Source organism: Streptococcus sp. ST16 (assembly GCF_046098135.1).
Lineage (GTDB): Bacteria > Bacillota > Bacilli > Lactobacillales > Streptococcaceae > Streptococcus.
On the sequence record NZ_JBJUSE010000004.1, the window covers coordinates 17,112 to 33,507 of the forward strand.

Consider the following 16,396-nt stretch of genomic DNA (forward strand, 5'->3'; position numbering starts at 1 on the left):
TCTCTTAAGTTATTCGTAAGAGAAAGAAAAAACAGCTGAAAAATCTTTTCAACTGCTTACTTATTTGCAAAATAATCTTCCTTGGTTAAGACATAATGGACATCTGTTACGAATCTTCCAGGTTCGTTTTTATCTATTCTAGCATAGGGTTCTTCGTGGGAAAAGCGCATACCTGATTTTTCCATAACCTTTCCTGATGCGGGATTATCCTTATCATGTAAAGCAACTAACTTGTTCATTCCAATCTTCTCAAAAGCTAGCTCAATCACGGCACGATTGGCTTCTGTCGTCAATCCTTGATTCCAATATTTTTTATTGATAATGTAGCCAATGGCTGCCTTCTTAAGAACAGTATCAATCTTGTGCAAGTCAATGGTTCCGATAAACTGACCATTGCTTTTTAGTTCGATTCCCCACCGTCCCAAGGGATTGGTTAAGTAGAACTGAGCGATGTTGTTCTTGGTTTCTTCTAAGCTTTGATTTGTTGGAAAAGTGTAGCGTGTATTTTCTCTGTCTGAGGCATACTCAAACATAGCTTCTGCATCATCCAAGGTTACAGGTCGGAGCAATAAACGCTCCGTTTCTATAGATGGATACTGGGCAAATTTCACAAATATTGATTCCATACTTTTCCCTCCATTAAAGCTTGATTCTCACTAGTCTAGCATAAATAAATTTGGATGACAAGTTTTTCTTGATTTTTGAAGCGGTTTCATATACAATAAAACCATCACATTTTTGATTTATGAACCGAAATGTGACAACTAAAACAATCCCGTTAATTGAAAGGTAGGTTATCTCTATGTTAATCGGAATCCCAAAAGAAATTAAAAATAACGAAAACCGCGTTGCCCTCACTCCTGCTGGTGTCCACAGTTTGATCACCCGTGGACATCGTGTTCTCATCGAAACAAATGCTGGTCTCGGTTCAGGATTTACTGATGCGGACTATCAAAAGCAAGGAGCTGAGATTGTCGCTACTGCTGGTGAAGCTTGGGCAGCAGAGTTGGTCGTGAAAGTAAAAGAACCACTAACTTCTGAATATGGTTATTTACGCGACGATCTTCTCCTCTTCACCTACTTGCACATGGCCGCTGCCCCAGAATTAGCAGATGCCATGCTAGCAGCCAAAACAACAGGAATTGCCTATGAAACTGTCCGTGACAATCAAGGACAACTACCACTCCTCGTTCCTATGAGTGAGGTTGCAGGTCGTATGGCTGTTCAAATCGGAGCTCACTTCCTTACTAAGCAAGCTGGTGGCTCTGGTGTCCTACTTGGTGGTGTACCAGGTGTTCCAAAAGGAAAAGTAACCATCATCGGTGGCGGTGTCGTCGGGACACATGCTGCCCGCATCGCCCTTGGACTTGGTGCCCAAGTAACTATTTTAGACATCAGTGCGAAACGTCTCTCAGTTCTAGAAGAAGTCTTTGGTAACCAAATTCAAACTCTTATGTCAAATTCTTTCAACATCGAAGCAAGTGTGAGAGATGCAGATGTGGTGATTGGTGCAGTTCTCATCCCTGGTGCCAAGGCTCCGAAATTGGTGACAGATGAGATGGTCAAACAAATGCGTCCAGGCTCTGTCATCGTTGACGTTGCCGTTGACCAAGGTGGTGTTATTGAGACAGCTGACCGTGTGACAACGCACGATGAACCTGTCTATGAAAAATACGGTGTTCTCCACTATGCCGTTGCCAATATCCCTGGTGCGGTTGCTCGTACTTCAACCATCGCCCTAACCAATGTCACTCTTCCTTATATCGAAGCTCTTGCTGGCAAAGGATTCGCACAAGCAATCTCTGAAGACGAAGGCTTACGTCAAGGTGTGACCACTTATCAAGGTTACTTGACCAGCCTCCCAGTTGCTCAAGGCCTCGATAAAGATCATACGTCTATCGACGAACTTGTTTAAAGCTAGACACTCATTAAAAAAGAGCAGTTCACATCTGAACTGCTTTTTTTGCTATTCTGTTTCTTCCTTCTTTTCTTCAACCTTAACTGGAGCTGGTTCATAGGCTCGGATAATCTGAGCGACAACTGGATGGCGAACCACATCCTTAGCTGAAAAATGAACAAAGTCAATTTGGTGAATGTTCTTGAGCTTTTCTTGGGCATCAATCAAACCGGACTTGACATTACGCGGAAGGTCAATCTGGCTGATATCTCCATTGACAATCATCTTAGAATTAAAGCCTAAACGCGTCAGGAACATCTTCATCTGCATGATGGTCGTATTTTGCGCCTCATCGAGAATGACAAAGGCATCATCCAAAGTCCGTCCACGCATGTAGGCAAGGGGCGCGATTTCTATAATTTCACGCTCCATGAGACGAGTCGTTTGGTCTTTGCCCAGAATCTGATACAAGGCATCGTAAACAGGTCGAAGGTAAGGATCGACCTTCTCTTTGAGATCCCCCGGAAGAAATCCTAGACTCTCACCTGCTTCGACTGCTGGACGAGTCAGGATAATCCGCTTGACCTGCCCACGTTTAAGGGCTGTCACTGCCAAGGTCACTGCAAGAAAGGTCTTCCCAGTCCCTGCTGGTCCGATTCCAAAGGTCACATCATGCTGTTTGACACTGTCCACATAAAGTTTTTGACCCAAGGTTTTGACACGGATAGGCTTCCCAGTATTATCCTTGATGATTTCTTCTTCGTAAAGGGCGACAAACTTGTCGATTTCATCGTTTTTGACCATATTAATCGCAGTCACCACATCTGGCGTACCAACGGTCATTCCACGATTCACCAAAACCATCAAGGCTTGGATAACCTGACGGGCTTCCTCACATGCAGCTTCTTCTCCCAAAACCTGCACAATCTCCGTACGGGCATGAATAACAACATCAAGCTCTTCTTCCATCAAACGAAGATGGCGCTCATTGGAACCAAAAAGATGAAACAGGTCATCTGGATGACTCAGTTGAATGTCTATTGAATGTTCCTTCAAATAAAGAACCTCTCTAATCCTTTTATTTCTTTTTATTATAGCAAAGAGAACAATAAAATACTAGCCTTATCTCATTGTCTCTAGTGTTCTAAGTATTCTTGCCAGATGGCGTCAAAGTCTCCTAGGTTAAAAGAGAAACTGGCATGCTCCTCCAAAAAGCGACTCACCTCATCAAAATCATCCGTGTGTTTTGGGAAGGCTGACTCCTCAAAAGCGAGGTCTGCCAAAATGGCTTTTGGACTGTTACTTTTCGGATTGCGCTCGGTCATGAGCCAAGTGTAAAATGATTTTCTCATATGTCTCCCTAAATCAACTCTGTCCCAAACTGATCTTGCTTGATTTTACCAGCCTTCATCAAGCCACCAAGTGCTTTCTTGAACTGACCTTTAGAGATACCAAAGGTTGCCTTGATGTCCTCTGGAGAAGACTTATCATTCAAGGTCATGAAACCGCCATTGCTTTCCAAGTAGGTCAAAATCATCTGGGCATCATTTTCCAACATTTCAAAGGAACGTGGTTTGAGGGATAGGTTCAAAGTACGATCCACTTCACGGAAACCAATGACACGCACATCTAACACTTGCCCCAAACGTGGCTCTGCGTAGCGTTCACTTGGGTGAATAAAACCAAGCATGTTATTCTCTGGCAGATAGACAAAGGTCCCTGACAGCTTGAGACGATAAACAATGGCTGGCCAGTTTTGGTTCTGCATGTTGTTGTAAGCAGGACGAGCCAGGCGTTGGAAGTCTTCTTGATAGGCCAAGAGGCCCCAGATTCGATCTTTCTTGTCCACTTCGAGACGGATGTAGAGTTGATCCCCCTTCTTTGGCCAGAGTTCCTTAAGTTCAGGGAGAATATCAAGCGAAACCACAATTTCCTTATCGGGCAGACCTGTATCTACAAAGACACCCAAGTCTTTACGAACTTCCGTTACGGCTCCCCAACCAAATTGATCCTGAGTCGCAGTCACTTCTAGAGTGGTCAAGCGGAGCTTTTGTTTCATATCCGTATAAGCAAAACCTTTAACCGTATCCCCTACTGTATGTTGCCCTTCTTCCTTGGCAAGTGCATAGGTTTGACCATCCTTTTGCACAAAGTAAAAACGGTCATTTTCATCGATGATGAGTCCAACGATAAAACTTGCAAGATTTGTATTCATATTTCCTTCTTTCGAATAAAACTCAGCCAGCAATGCCAACTGAGTTTTTCTCTTTATTTTTAGACTTCCAAAAGTTCTTTTTCTTTATTGGCAGTCATATCATCGATGTGTTTCACAGCATCGTCTGTTACTTTTTGAATATCTTTTTCAAGAGTCTTCAATTCGTCTTCAGTGATTTCTTTTGCTTTTTCTTGTTTCTTAGCTTCGTCCATAGCATCACGACGGATGTTACGAATAGCTACTTTAGCATTTTCACCGACCTTTTTCACTTCTTTGGCAAGGTCACGACGAGTTTCTTCTGTCAAAGCTGGGATAACCAAGCGAATCACAGAGCCGTCATTAGCTGGTGTGATACCAAGATCAGAAGCGTTCAAGGCGCGTTCGATGTCTTTCAATGAAGACTTGTCAAATGGTGTTACCAACAAGACACGCGCTTCTGGAATGGTAATTGAAGCGATTTGGTTAAGAGGAGTTTCTACCCCATAGTATTCTACGTGGATACGGTCTAGCAAGCTTGCGTTGGCACGACCGGCACGAATACCACCAAATTCACGAGCGAGTGATTGGTGAGACTGGGCCATTCTCTCTTTAGCTTTTTCTACAATTGCGTTAGCCATAATCTTTCTTATTCCTTTTCTTCGATATTGTTTGAAACTGTTGTTCCGATATTTTCACCAAATACGACACGTTTGATGTTGCCTGGTTGGTTCATGTTGAAAACAACCAAGTCAATGTCGTTATCCATAGAGAGGGTTGAAGCAGTTGAGTCCATGATACGAAGACCTTTATTGATAACATCACGGTGGGTCAATTCTTCAAACTTAACGGCTGTCTTGTCTTTCTTAGGATCGGCATTGTAAACACCATCGACACCGTTTTTAGCCATAAGAATGGCATCTGCTTCGATTTCAGCTGCACGAAGAGCCGCTGTTGTATCTGTTGAGAAGTAAGGTGAACCAATTCCGGCACCAAAGATAACAATACGGCCTTTTTCAAGATGACGAAGGGCACGTCCACGTACGTAAGGTTCTGCAACTTGTTGCATAGCAATGGCAGTTTGCACACGCGTATCGACGCCAACTTGTTGCAATGAATCTGCCATCACAAGAGCATTCATAACAGTCCCAAGCATTCCAGTGTAATCTGCCTGAACACGGTCCATTCCTGCTTCTGCAGCAGGTTCTCCACGCCAGAGATTTCCTCCACCAATAACAAGGGCAATTTCGATACCTAAGCTATGAACTTCTTGAATCTCTTTTGCGATTGTTTGAACTGTTTGGATATCAATCCCTACGCCACGTTCACCGGCAAGGGCTTCACCTGATAACTTGATTAAAATACGTTTATACTTGGGATTCGCCATTTTTACTCTCCTTTTTTTATCCTACCTATTTTATCACAATTTCTAAGATTTTTATAGTATCATGAGCAATTCTTTGAAAAAAATTAGACAGTTAAAAATTCCTCTAAGTCGGTAAGGGCACGCTCTGCAATTTTTTCATAACGAGCCTTCTTATCACGGATACGCTCGCCTTCTAACTCCTTGATAATCCCGAAATTGACGTTCATTGGTTGGAAATGTTTGCTATCTGCATGAGTGATGTAATGAGCCAGACTTCCAATCGCTGTTGTCTCTGGGAAAATAGCCTCGCTTTCTCCCTTGAAGAGTCGAGCTGCGTTAATACCTGCAACCAAGCCTGAAGCTGCTGACTCAACATAGCCTTCCACACCCGTCATTTGACCAGCAAAGAAGAGATTTGGCTGTTTCTTAGAACGGTAAGTCTGTTCAAGAAGATTTGGTGAATCCATGTAAGAATTGCGGTGCATGACCCCATAACGGACAAATTCCGCATTTTCAAGACCTGGAATCATTTGAAAGACACGTTTTTGCTCTCCCCATTTGAGATGAGTCTGGAAACCGACGATATTGTAGAGGCTACCAGCCGCATTATCCTGACGAAGCTGAACAACCGCATACGGAGTCTTAAACTCCCCATCACGAGGGCCTGTGTAGTCCTCTGGATACTCCAGACCAACTGGTTTCATAGGACCGTAGAGCATGGTTTTAATACCACGCTTAGCCATGACTTCGATCGGCATACAACCTTCAAAGTACTTTTCTTTTTCAAAAGAATTGAGCGGTGCTTCTTCCGCATGAACCAAGGCTTCATGGAAATCCATAAACTCTTGCTTGGTCATAGGCGCATTGAGATAGGCAGCTTCTCCCTTATCATAACGAGATTTGAGATAGACCTTGCTCATATCAATAGTGTTGACATCGATAATAGGCGCTGCCGCATCGTAGAAATAGAAACCAGCACCATCATTAAGGGCATGAATTTTTTCAGCTAGGGCATCACTTGTCAAAGGACCAGTAGCGACTACCGTAATAACATCTGTCGGCAATTCTGTAATTTCATCGCGAACCACTTCGATTAAGGGATGGTTAGCTACTTTCTCAGTCACCATTTGAGAGAAACCCTCACGGTCCACCGCAAGCGCCCCACCTGCAGGAACACGTGTAGCTTCTGCTGATTCCAATATAACAGAACCCAAGCGACGCATTTCTTCCTTGAGAAGACCGACAGCATTAGTCAGGGCATCGCCACGAAGAGAATTGGAACAAACCAACTCCGCAAAATTGTCTGTTTTGTGCTGAGGTGTTGACTTGACACCACGCATTTCATAAAGTTTAACTGGAATACCACGTTCTGCGATTTGGTAGGCTGCTTCAGAACCTGCCAAACCAGCACCAATAACATTGATATAAGATTGAGACACGACACTAATACCTCTTTGGGAGTGTGAGGACAAGCTTCACATTGAAAAAGCCAATCGGACTTATCTAACTTTCGAGTTTCTTGGCTCAAGCTGAAAAAGTCCCCCGGACTTTTTCACTCCCACAAATCTTTCTAATTTTTCTTCTACTAGTATAACAAAAAAAGGGAAGAAGGCAAACTTCCCTGTTTAGTCATTTTCTTGATTTTCTTCCCAATCGTGGTAGGTAGCGTAAAGCTGACTTTTATTCCACTGGTAGAGTTTCGCAACTTCCTTAATGGCTTGATTTTTCTTCATACCTCGCTGGATGCGGGCTTGGATTTCTAAGAACAAGTCTTCCTCATCCTTTTCCTCTACATCCTGACTGGCACCTTCAACGATGAGAAGGCACTCGCCCTTAAGCGGCGTCTCAGCGATGCTTACCAGCAATTCAGAAATCGTTCCTCGTTGGTATTCTTCATAGATTTTGGTCAATTCTCTAACCAAGACCACCGAGCGGTCACCATAGACTTCTAGCATATTTTCCAATGTATCTGCCACACGATGGGGCGATTCGTAAAAAATCTGAGTTTCAGGATAATCTTTTTTCGAGTCGAAAAATTGCTTTTGCTGGCCTGATTTTCTCGGTAAGAAACCGTAAAAGATATGTGGCTGTGGCGCCAATCCACTAGCAATCAAGGCAGAAATCCCTGCAGAGGCACCTGGAACTGTGACAACTGCAATCTCTTCCTCGATGGCTGTCTTGACTAAATCATGACCAGGGTCAGAGATGCTAGGCAGACCCGCATCGGAGACCTGAGCAATACTTTGTCCTGCTTTCAGGAAACCAATCAAGTCAGGAATCTTTTCCTTGGCATTGTGCTCGTGAAAACTGATCTGCTTAGTGGAAATATCAAAATGCTTGAGCAAAAGCCCTGTATTGCGCGTGTCCTCAGCAGCAATCCAGTCCACCTCTTTCAAGGTCTGAATGGCACGAAAGGTCATGTCATCTAGATTGCCAATCGGCGTTGCCACTAGATAAAGTTTGCCATATAGAGATTGCCCCTTAAAACTTTTTTGAATCTGCATGCCTACTCCCTGTACAACAACTCGTCACAGAACATACATTCCTCGTCCTGTTCTCGGCGTTGTCCATAAAAATCATTACATACGTGAAAACCGTCCTTATAGATTCGACGGACGCTTTCACGAACATGCTTGGCCTTAACAGGTGTATCTGCTTCCACCTCGCCTAAGCGTTCGCGCAACTTACTATTTTCCAAGCGAAGAGCTGTATTTTCCTCTACTAAGCTCTTGAGATTTTTCTTGATGGCTTCCACGTCAGCCAAGGTCACCAATAACTGTTGGGAAAAATCGTCCAGCGCATCAAATAATTCTTTCTTATCCATAAACCAGCCCTTTCCTTTCTTTATTCTTCATTGAGTTTATATTTCTTTCAAGACCAGATATTCCATGGCATTTTGAAAGCTTACATTGGCTTGCCACATTTTTCTAGCTTCTAGCAAATCTTGTAAAATCTGTCGAATCCTTGCTTGCAAGAGATCCTGCCCACAGAGAACTTCGAGGATTCGCAAAACCTGATCCTGCTTTTCCTTGTCATCTGCTAAGCTGGCTAATTTAGCTACCTGCAAATAACTCTCTTTTTTCTTGGCTACTAACCAAGTCAGCAGGCGCTCACTTTCATCGACTAAGGTCCAAAAACTTACTTGATTGACCAACTTTTCTTCTTCAGCTCGTGATTGACAAAACTGGGCTAAGAGGGTCGCTTTTTTCTTGACTAGACCTGCTTGTTCTAATTGATGGATGAGCTTTTCTTCTTGCTTTTTAAAATGGAAAATCTGGGTCCGACTACGGATGGTCGGTAAAATCTTTTCCTCATCACTAGTTAAGAAGAAAATGTAAACTTCACTCTGGGGTTCTTCGATGACCTTGAGCAGAGAGTTGGCTGCATTAGGATGCATTTTCTCCGCCTGCTCGATGATAAAGACCTGTTGCTGGCTTTCAATCCCTGCTTGAGAAAACTGCCCCACCAATTCTCGAATGCGTTCTGTCTTGATGACCTGATTGACCGGTTTAATCAAGGTGACATCAGGAAATTCTTCCTGTTCAATTAGCTTGCAGTTTCGGCAATTCTCACATGGTAAAACGCCTACCTTATCCCTACAAAAGAGACTTTTAGCCAAAAATTGCGTCATTTCCAAACTACCAAAGAAACCGGAAAAAAGATAGGCGTGATTGAGCTGGTCTTGTTCTAAAATACGGACAAAGCGGTCAAACTGCTCTGGTTGCCAAGCCTTTAGTTGATCTTGTTTCATTTTGCCAATCCCATTCTCTCAAACAAGACAGTTTTGGTAGCTTCCACAACTTGCTCCAAAGGAAGACTCGCATCAATCTTGACAATGCGATTTCCTTCTTTTTCCAGAAGAGAGAGGTAGCCTTGACGGACTTTTTTATGCAAGTCCAAACCTTCCAAGTCTAAACGATTGACCTCACGATCACTATTGGCAGCAATGCGAGCCAGCCCGTCTTCCACCTCGATGTCAAAATAGAGGGTCAAATCGGGTTTAAGGCCATCTGTCGCAAAGTAATTGAGCCAATCAATGGCATCAATATCCAAGCCACGACCAAATCCTTGATAAGCAACGGAACTATCGATGAAGCGGTCCATAATGACCAACTTGCCGGCTTCAAGGGCTGGGAGAACTTTTTCCACCAAGTGTTGTCTGCGACTGGCGATATAGAGAAGAAGCTCTGTTTTAGGATCCATCTGAGTATGACTTGGATCCAAAATCACTTGACGAATCTTCTCCCCAATCAAGACTCCACCTGGCTCACGGGTCGTCAACACTTCTACTCCTTTTTCCTCTAAAATTGGGAGTAGAGCCTCTAAAACACTGGTCTTTCCTGCTCCCTCTGGTCCCTCAAGAGAGACTAAAAATCCTTTTGACATGTCTAACTCATTTCTTTTTTTCTACCTTCTATTCTATCAAAAAAATAGGTTTTTGTGACAATCTTTTTGAGTCTTCTCCATTCAATCGACCATAAAAGAGGCTGGTAGTCATCCAACCTCTTATTTACCTAGTTCTTGTGTTCGTTTGTAAGATTGATGAACTGCGTCCATGACTGTACCTCTAAAGGCATGTTCTTCCAGACTTGCTACACCCGCGATAGTCGAACCTCCTGGGCTGCAAACTTGGTCTTTCAATACTCCAGGATGTTGCTGGCTTTCGAGAACCATTTGTCCAGCGCCAACTACTGTTTGGGCTGCCATTTTCAAAGCCATTTCTCTTGGTAATCCTGTCTGTACACCCGCATCTGCCATAGCCTCGATAAAGAGGTAGACAAAGGCTGGTCCACAACCTGCAAGACCTGTCGCCGCATCGATTAAGCCATCTCCCAGCTCAACCAAGAGACCAGCCTTGGCTAAAAGCTGACAAAAGATTTCCTTGTCCTCAGCACGACAGTTTTCTGATAAAGCGTAACTAATTACTCCTTGGCCGATAGCAACTGGTGTATTAGGCATGATGCGAATGATTCGGTGGTGAATCGGCAAAAGTCTGGCTAGTTTTTCCAAGGTCAATCCAGCTGCCATGGAAATCAAGAGAAGGCTCTCTCTCTTTTCAAGGATGGTCTGGTATTGAGCCAGCAGTTCAGAAAACTGGGCTGGCTTTACTCCTAAAAAAATCACATCTGCTTCTGCAAAAATTTCTTCATTGCTGGAAGCCTGACCGCCGAAGTTGGCGATAAAAGCATCTACTTTTGCTTGACTACGATTGGCAAGGAGAATCTGTTCACCCGTCTTGGTCTGCAAGACAGCCTTGGCCAAACTAGCTCCCATATTTCCCAAACCGATAAATCCAATTTTCATCTCTTACTCCCTTATCTGTCCGTCACCAGTAACCACATACTTGTAGCTGGTCAACTCTTTCAAGCCCATTGGACCACGCGCGTGCAGTTTCTGAGTAGAAATCCCCATTTCACATCCAAGACCAAACTGGCCTCCATCCGTGAAACGCGTTGAAGCATTGACATAAACTGCCGCTGAGTCTACTTGATTTGTAAAGTAAGCCGCAGCTTCTGCATTTTCTGTCACAATGGCGTCCGAATGATGGGTACTGTGGGCTTCAATATGCTCAACCGCTTCTTCTAGACTGCTCACGACCTTAACCGCTAAGATATAATCTAAAAACTCGGTGTCAAAGTCTTGGGCCTCAGCTGCTCGACCTGAAAGAAACTGACTTGCTTTGCTATCTAGGCGGAATTGAATTGGTTCCAGTCCAGCTTCTTTTCGTTCTGCAACCAGAACTTGCTCCAAGCGAGGAAGGAAATCTGCTACCTTGTCTTCATGAACCAGTAGAACCTCCATAGCATTGCAGACAGAAGGACGACTGGTTTTAGCATTGTTGATGATAGATAAAGCCTTGGATTCATCGGCATCCTTGTCCACATAGACATGGACAATTCCAGTTCCTGTCTCGATAACAGGGACGATAGCATTTTCAACCACAGCATTAATCAAGCCAGCCCCTCCACGAGGAATGAGAAGGTCTAGATAACCCTTGGCCTTCATCATGGCATAGCTACTTTCACGACTAGTATCTTCCACCAGTTGAATCACATCAGGATGAATGGTAGTCGTCTCCAAGCCTTTCTTCAAGGCTGTGACAATGGCATGGGCAGTTTGATAGGCATCCTTGCCACTACGAAGAACAACCGCATTTCCACTCTTAAGAGCCAAAGCAGCCGCGTCAGACGTCACATTTGGACGGCTTTCATAGATAATACCAATAACACCCATAGCCACACGTTTCTTGGTAATAAGCAAGCCATTTTCAAGACGACTTGTCTCTAGGACTTCACCAATGGGATCTGGTAAAGCAACCACTTCACGAATCCCTCTTGCCATCGCTTCTATACGTCCTGCATCCAAATAAAGACGATCCAGCATGACATCTGAGATTTTCCCCTTTGCTGATTCCATATCGAGGGCATTTGCCACTAAAATCTCCTCAGTAGCAGCCAATAAATGATCTGCCATGGCTAGCAGGGCTTGGTTTTTCACTGTTTCACTAGCTGTGTTAATCGATTTTTTAACAGCTTGTACCTGTTCAAATTGTTCTTGTGTCCTTACCATCGTTCACCTCTAAAATTCTGTAAAGAGTAGCTGGATTTCAGGCGTAATGGAAATCCAGTCATCACGGTGAATCAAGACTCCCTTAGCTTTTTGAGAACGAAGCATATCTTCTAGGGCTGAGACGCCAAATTGGACACATCCCTTTCCAAGAGATTGACCTGTTTCTTTATCCGCTACTGTGACAATATCGTGGTAAGAGAAGTTCCCTTCCACTTCTACCACACCTGATAAAAGGAGACTTTTTCCGTTTTTTGAAAGTGCTTCTGCAGCTCCACCATCTACCCAAATCGTTCCTTGACTTTGAGCATAGAAGGCTAGCCATTGTTTCTGAGTACGAAGTCCCTTCTCTTGCGCAACGAAGAAGGAACCATCCTCAGTCTCCTCCGCTGCTTCAATCATGGCATCAGATTTCATGGAAGAACAAATATAGACTGGTACACCCGACTCCGTCGCAATAGTTGCAGCTTTGATTTTTGTCAGCATACCCCCAGTACCATTAGACGAACCTGCTCCACCAGCCATATCAATAATCTCATGATTGATGGTCTCAATTCTCTCCAAACGCTTAGCTGTTGGATCCAAATTAGGATTTCCAGTATAGAGGCCGTCCACATCAGTCAAGAGAACCAAAAGATCCGCTTGAACCATAGCTGCTACCTGGGCACTCAGGGTGTCATTATCACCCACCTTGAGTTCGTCAATGACGACACTGTCATTTTCATTGATGATGGGAATTGCACCACGATGAAGCAATACAGACAAGGCCTGGTGGGCGTTCTTATAGCGACGTTTATCTACAAAATCATCCTGGGTAAGCAAAATTTGTGCAGAAACGATTTGGCGCATGAGGAGGTTGGTTGTGTATTCCTCCAACAAAAGTCCCTGACCAACTGCAGCCGAAGCTTGTTTATCTGCAATCTTGGTCGGACGTTTTTTAAAACCCAAAGCACCAAATCCAGCCGCTACTGCCCCAGATGAGACTAAAATCAACTCATGCCCAGCTTCATGCAGCATAGCTAATTGCTGGGTAATTGCCTTTACTTTACTTCTTGATAAACTCCCGTCTTCATTTGTCAAGGAGGAAGTCCCTACCTTAAAGACGATTCGTTTGTACTTCATATACTCACTCCGATTCTTCATATTTATCCATTATAACATGAATACTTTAAAATAGAAAAGACTTGAAATAAAAAAGGTTGAGGCAAGGCATCTCAACTCTTTTATCTATTCTCAGTTTTACGCAATCTTTCCAGCGTTTCTTTAAAAATCTCTGGAATATCTGCTGTGAACTCCAAGGTTTCACCTGTTCTCGGATGGGTAAAGCCTAGAGTCTTAGCATGGAGAAATTGTCCATGTCCCTTAAGTGTCTTACGAGGACCATAGACCTCATCCCCAGCGACCGGATAGCCAATATAAGCCATATGAACACGGATTTGGTGGGTGCGTCCTGTTTCCAGTTGCAACTCCACTAAAGTATAATCACCAAAACGTTCCAAAACGTGGAAACGCGTCACTGCAGGCTTTCCTTTAGCAGTCACAGCCTGTTTCTTACGGTCTTTTTCGCTCCGACCAATCGGTGCTTCAATCACACCACGATCATTGGGAAGATTGCCATGAACAATCGCCCAGTATTTGCGGAGAGACTTCTTATCCTTGAGTTCTTGGGCAAGTGCTAAGTGGGCCTCATCATTCTTAGCAATCATGAGGAGACCAGACGTGTCCTTGTCAATACGGTGAACAATTCCCGGTCGGAGAACCCCATTGATACCTGACAGGTCCTTGATATGGTACATGAGGGCATTGACCAAGGTTCCGCTAGTATGACCGGCACTCGGATGGACCACCATCCCTTGAGGTTTGTTGACAACAGCTACATCCTCATCTTGGTAGATGATTTCTAGCGGAATATCCTCAGCCACATACTCTAAAACCTCTGGTTCTGGCACATGGTAGGTGACGATATCCCCCTCTTGGACAGTGTATTTTGCTTTCTTGGCTTGCCCATTCACCAAGACTTGTCCAGCCTTGATTTGTTCATTAGCGAGACTGCGTGACAATTCTGTCAGGTCAGACAGTGCCTTGTCTAAACGTTGCCCACCAGTTTCAATTTTTATTTCCATTTACTTCCTCTTTAAGCATTGCAATCAATAAAACGATCACGCCAACTGTCAAATAGCTGTCAGCCACATTGAAAATCGCAAAGTTGATAAAGTCTAGGTGAAACATATCCACTACAAAACCTTGACTCATTCTGTCGATAAAGTTGCCCAGACCTCCCGCGATTATCAAAGTCAGCCCAAAAACTAGCCAGAGAGAGTCCTCCATGTGTTTATGTAGATACCAAATAGCGCCTGCCATGACAACCAGTGTAATGACAGCAAATAACCACTGCTGATTTTGCAGCATGGAGAAGGCTGCTCCTCTATTTTGCAGGTAGGTCAAGCTAACGAGATTGGGTATCCACGAACGAACTTCTCCCAGTGGAATCCGTTGGACAACATAATTTTTGACCAACTGATCCAACCCAATCAAAAGCAGTACAATCACTGCCACTATTCCTCTTTTTTTCATGATTTCCTCTTCTGATCAAAATATTCTTGCATGACTTCTACGAAAAGAGTCCCAGCTTGACTAAGCTCCACTTCTTCCCGTTTGACATAAACCATGTGGTTATCTAAATTATCCTTGAGACGAATAACTGTAATGCCATTGACACTGTCACTATCCAAAAATCCAGACCCAGTCGCATAAGCATCCGTTCGCTCTAAAATGCCATTTAAGGTAGCACGGTCTGTCACATTGAACATCTGCGAGCTAGCGCTGGTATCGACAAAGTTCTCTGAATAGTAAAGGTACTCGTCCTTTTCCTGAGTAAAGCGAACTGTTGGCAAATCCGCTAAATCCTCCATGACCAGTTCTTCTTTTTCCGCCAAAGGATGTCCTTCACGAAGATAAATGTGAGTCTGGAAAGGAATTAGTTCAATAACTTCTAAACCAAGCTTTTCAACCCGTTGCATGATGCCCTTTTTATTTTGGTTGTTGAGGTAGATAATCCCAATCTCACTATGCCCTTGGGCCACTTCGTCTAAAATTTGAACTGTGGTAGACTCAAAAATACGAAAGTTCTTATAATCAGGATAACGTTTTGAAAAGGCCGTAATAGTCGGTGGCAAGAAGTCATAGTGCTGGCTGGCAATGGAAAATTCATCCTTTTCTTCCTCAGGATTGGCATACTGATTTTGAAAAACATCAAAGCCTTTGACTAATTCTTGCGCTTTCTCATAAAATTCCATACCACGACGTGTCAAAAACGTTCCTGAACTCGTCCGACGGAAAATTTTAAAGCCTAACTCTTTTTCCAAATCGCGCACAGAAATAGACAGACTCGGCTGACTAACATACATCTTTTCAGCAGCTTCACGGAAAGTACCGCTATTAGCGATAGCCACAACATAGCGTAATTGTTGAATGTTCATCTTTTACCCCCAACTTCTCTATCTGTTCATTATACCATATTTCAGAATTTTTCCAAAAAAGAAAAAAGTGTCCATCGCAAGTTTAAATCTAACTATTCTCTATTAAATTCAATATAGATATCAAAACAAAAAATAGGCTCTCCGAAAACTCGGAAAGCCTTATTTAATGCTACTTCTAGCTTCCTCACCTTTTCATTTTAAGGTTCGGGATAAAAAGGTTCACTGGACCTTTTTATTTTGCGATTGGGTAAACAGAAACTTGTTTTTTATCGCGACCTTTACGTTCAAAGCGTACTACGCCTTCAACTTTAGCGAACAAAGTATCGTCTCCACCACGTCCAACGTTTACACCTGGATAGATGTGTGTACCACGTTGACGGTAAAGGATTGATCCACCTGTTACAGTTTGTCCGTCAGCTGCTTTAGCTCCAAGACGTTTCGCTTGTGAATCACGTCCGTTTGATGTAGAACCCCCACCCTTTTTGTGGGCGAAAAGTTGCAAGTTGTTAAGAGTCATTTTTAACATAATGTTTTCCTCCGTGTTAGTTTTCTGTGATAACTCTGGTTTGGACGAACTCAGAAGAGTTCTCCGATAAGTTTGCCATACCTAAGAAAAATGATTCGAAGAATAACTGGGTCATTTCTCTCTGGTGCGAAGGAAGATCCGCTGGTATTTCAACCTTCAGATAACCACCTTCATCTTCGTTTAATTCTAAGATTGGTTCATAGCCTGCAAATTTCTCAATGGAATTGACAAAGTTAATGGCAAGCGTAGAAACCGATGCACACACGACATCTAAGCCGTATTCGCCACTTTCGGCGTGTCCAGTAATTTCCGCACTCCTCAGCTCGCCATCTTCGGCTCTCTCAAAGACTGCTTGTATCATGTGTTCTCC

20 protein-coding genes and 1 pseudogene are annotated in these 16,396 nt (G+C 43.5%); 2 read left to right on the plus strand and 19 right to left on the minus strand.

Annotated features, from left to right (window positions below; genetic code table 11):
- Positions 1–56: 56 nt before the first annotated feature.
- Positions 57–626 (minus strand): GNAT family N-acetyltransferase, encoded by a 570-nt coding sequence (locus tag ACIY14_RS03850; protein ID WP_409001585.1) that lies wholly within the window; start codon positions 624–626, stop codon positions 57–59.
- A 176-nt stretch (positions 627–802) separates the two neighbouring features.
- On the opposite strand from ACIY14_RS03850, the gene ald reads away from it, so the two are divergent.
- Positions 803–1,915 (plus strand): alanine dehydrogenase, encoded by a 1,113-nt coding sequence (ald, locus tag ACIY14_RS03855; RefSeq protein ID WP_409001586.1) that lies wholly within the window; start codon positions 803–805, stop codon positions 1,913–1,915.
- A 51-nt stretch (positions 1,916–1,966) separates the two neighbouring features.
- On the opposite strand, the gene ACIY14_RS03860 is transcribed toward ald, so the two are convergent.
- From ACIY14_RS03860 to ACIY14_RS03935, 16 genes are all read right to left on the minus strand, one after another.
- Entirely contained in the window at positions 1,967–2,953 is a 987-nt protein-coding gene (locus ACIY14_RS03860; protein WP_409001587.1) for a PhoH family protein, read from the minus strand.
- Positions 2,954–3,033: 80 nt separating this feature from the next.
- Complete coding sequence (locus ACIY14_RS03865) at positions 3,034–3,249, minus strand: YozE family protein (RefSeq protein WP_001232084.1); 216 nt, start codon at positions 3,247–3,249, stop codon at positions 3,034–3,036.
- A gap of 8 nt (positions 3,250–3,257) precedes the next feature.
- Positions 3,258–4,112 carry an RNA-binding virulence regulatory protein CvfB gene (cvfB, locus tag ACIY14_RS03870; RefSeq protein WP_409001588.1) on the minus strand — a complete coding sequence of 285 codons (855 nt, stop codon included), beginning with the start codon at positions 4,110–4,112 and terminating at the stop codon, positions 3,258–3,260.
- Between the two features lie 59 nt (positions 4,113–4,171).
- Positions 4,172–4,729, minus strand: coding sequence for a ribosome recycling factor (gene frr, locus ACIY14_RS03875; RefSeq protein WP_409001589.1), 558 nt, complete (start codon positions 4,727–4,729; stop codon positions 4,172–4,174).
- Between the two features lie 8 nt (positions 4,730–4,737).
- On the minus strand, positions 4,738–5,475 hold the full coding sequence (pyrH, locus tag ACIY14_RS03880; protein ID WP_000002996.1) for a UMP kinase: 738 nt from the start codon (positions 5,473–5,475) through the stop codon (positions 4,738–4,740).
- Positions 5,476–5,558: 83 nt separating this feature from the next.
- On the minus strand, positions 5,559–6,893 hold the full coding sequence (gene trmFO / locus ACIY14_RS03885) for a methylenetetrahydrofolate--tRNA-(uracil(54)-C(5))-methyltransferase (FADH(2)-oxidizing) TrmFO (protein WP_409001590.1): 1,335 nt from the start codon (positions 6,891–6,893) through the stop codon (positions 5,559–5,561).
- 186 nt (positions 6,894–7,079) lie between these two features.
- Positions 7,080–7,958 carry a 16S rRNA (cytidine(1402)-2'-O)-methyltransferase gene (gene rsmI, locus ACIY14_RS03890; protein WP_409001591.1) on the minus strand — a complete coding sequence of 293 codons (879 nt, stop codon included), beginning with the start codon at positions 7,956–7,958 and terminating at the stop codon, positions 7,080–7,082.
- Between the two features lie 2 nt (positions 7,959–7,960).
- Positions 7,961–8,278 carry a DNA replication initiation control protein YabA gene (gene yabA / locus ACIY14_RS03895; protein ID WP_000358229.1) on the minus strand — a complete coding sequence of 106 codons (318 nt, stop codon included), beginning with the start codon at positions 8,276–8,278 and terminating at the stop codon, positions 7,961–7,963.
- A gap of 36 nt (positions 8,279–8,314) precedes the next feature.
- Positions 8,315–9,205 (minus strand): DNA polymerase III subunit delta', encoded by an 891-nt coding sequence (locus ACIY14_RS03900; RefSeq protein WP_409001592.1) that lies wholly within the window; start codon positions 9,203–9,205, stop codon positions 8,315–8,317.
- Complete coding sequence (gene tmk, locus ACIY14_RS03905; protein WP_409001593.1) at positions 9,202–9,840, minus strand: dTMP kinase; 639 nt, start codon at positions 9,838–9,840, stop codon at positions 9,202–9,204. Before tmk ends, ACIY14_RS03900 begins: the two co-directional genes overlap by 4 nt.
- 120 nt (positions 9,841–9,960) lie before the next feature.
- Complete coding sequence (proC, locus tag ACIY14_RS03910) at positions 9,961–10,758, minus strand: pyrroline-5-carboxylate reductase (RefSeq protein ID WP_409001594.1); 798 nt, start codon at positions 10,756–10,758, stop codon at positions 9,961–9,963.
- Between the two features lie 3 nt (positions 10,759–10,761).
- A complete protein-coding gene (locus tag ACIY14_RS03915) occupies positions 10,762–12,024 on the minus strand; it encodes a glutamate-5-semialdehyde dehydrogenase (protein ID WP_409001595.1) in 1,263 nt (420 codons plus the stop codon).
- A 9-nt stretch (positions 12,025–12,033) separates the two neighbouring features.
- Positions 12,034–13,143: a glutamate 5-kinase gene (gene proB, locus ACIY14_RS03920; protein WP_409001596.1), complete on the minus strand. Its 1,110-nt coding sequence runs from the start codon at positions 13,141–13,143 to the stop codon at positions 12,034–12,036.
- A gap of 101 nt (positions 13,144–13,244) precedes the next feature.
- Positions 13,245–14,144 (minus strand): RluA family pseudouridine synthase, encoded by a 900-nt coding sequence (locus ACIY14_RS03925; protein WP_409001597.1) that lies wholly within the window; start codon positions 14,142–14,144, stop codon positions 13,245–13,247.
- Entirely contained in the window at positions 14,128–14,595 is a 468-nt protein-coding gene (gene lspA / locus ACIY14_RS03930; protein ID WP_409001598.1) for a signal peptidase II, read from the minus strand. Before lspA ends, ACIY14_RS03925 begins: the two co-directional genes overlap by 17 nt.
- The gene (locus ACIY14_RS03935) at positions 14,592–15,500 is read right to left on the minus strand and encodes a LysR family transcriptional regulator (protein ID WP_409001599.1); all 909 of its coding nucleotides are present in this window, start codon (positions 15,498–15,500) and stop codon (positions 14,592–14,594) included. Before ACIY14_RS03935 ends, lspA begins: the two co-directional genes overlap by 4 nt.
- On the opposite strand from ACIY14_RS03935, the pseudogene ACIY14_RS03940 reads away from it, so the two are divergent.
- A pseudogene (locus ACIY14_RS03940) lies at positions 15,493–15,588 on the plus strand (AraC family transcriptional regulator); the annotation flags it as partial. The gene ACIY14_RS03935 and the pseudogene ACIY14_RS03940 overlap by 8 nt on opposite strands.
- 144 nt (positions 15,589–15,732) lie before the next feature.
- On the opposite strand, the gene rpmA reads toward ACIY14_RS03940, so the two are convergent.
- Positions 15,733–16,026: a 50S ribosomal protein L27 gene (gene rpmA / locus ACIY14_RS03945; RefSeq protein WP_000916509.1), complete on the minus strand. Its 294-nt coding sequence runs from the start codon at positions 16,024–16,026 to the stop codon at positions 15,733–15,735.
- Between the two features lie 16 nt (positions 16,027–16,042).
- Positions 16,043–16,387 carry a ribosomal-processing cysteine protease Prp gene (locus ACIY14_RS03950; RefSeq protein ID WP_000613705.1) on the minus strand — a complete coding sequence of 115 codons (345 nt, stop codon included), beginning with the start codon at positions 16,385–16,387 and terminating at the stop codon, positions 16,043–16,045.
- Positions 16,388–16,396 lie beyond the last annotated feature (9 nt).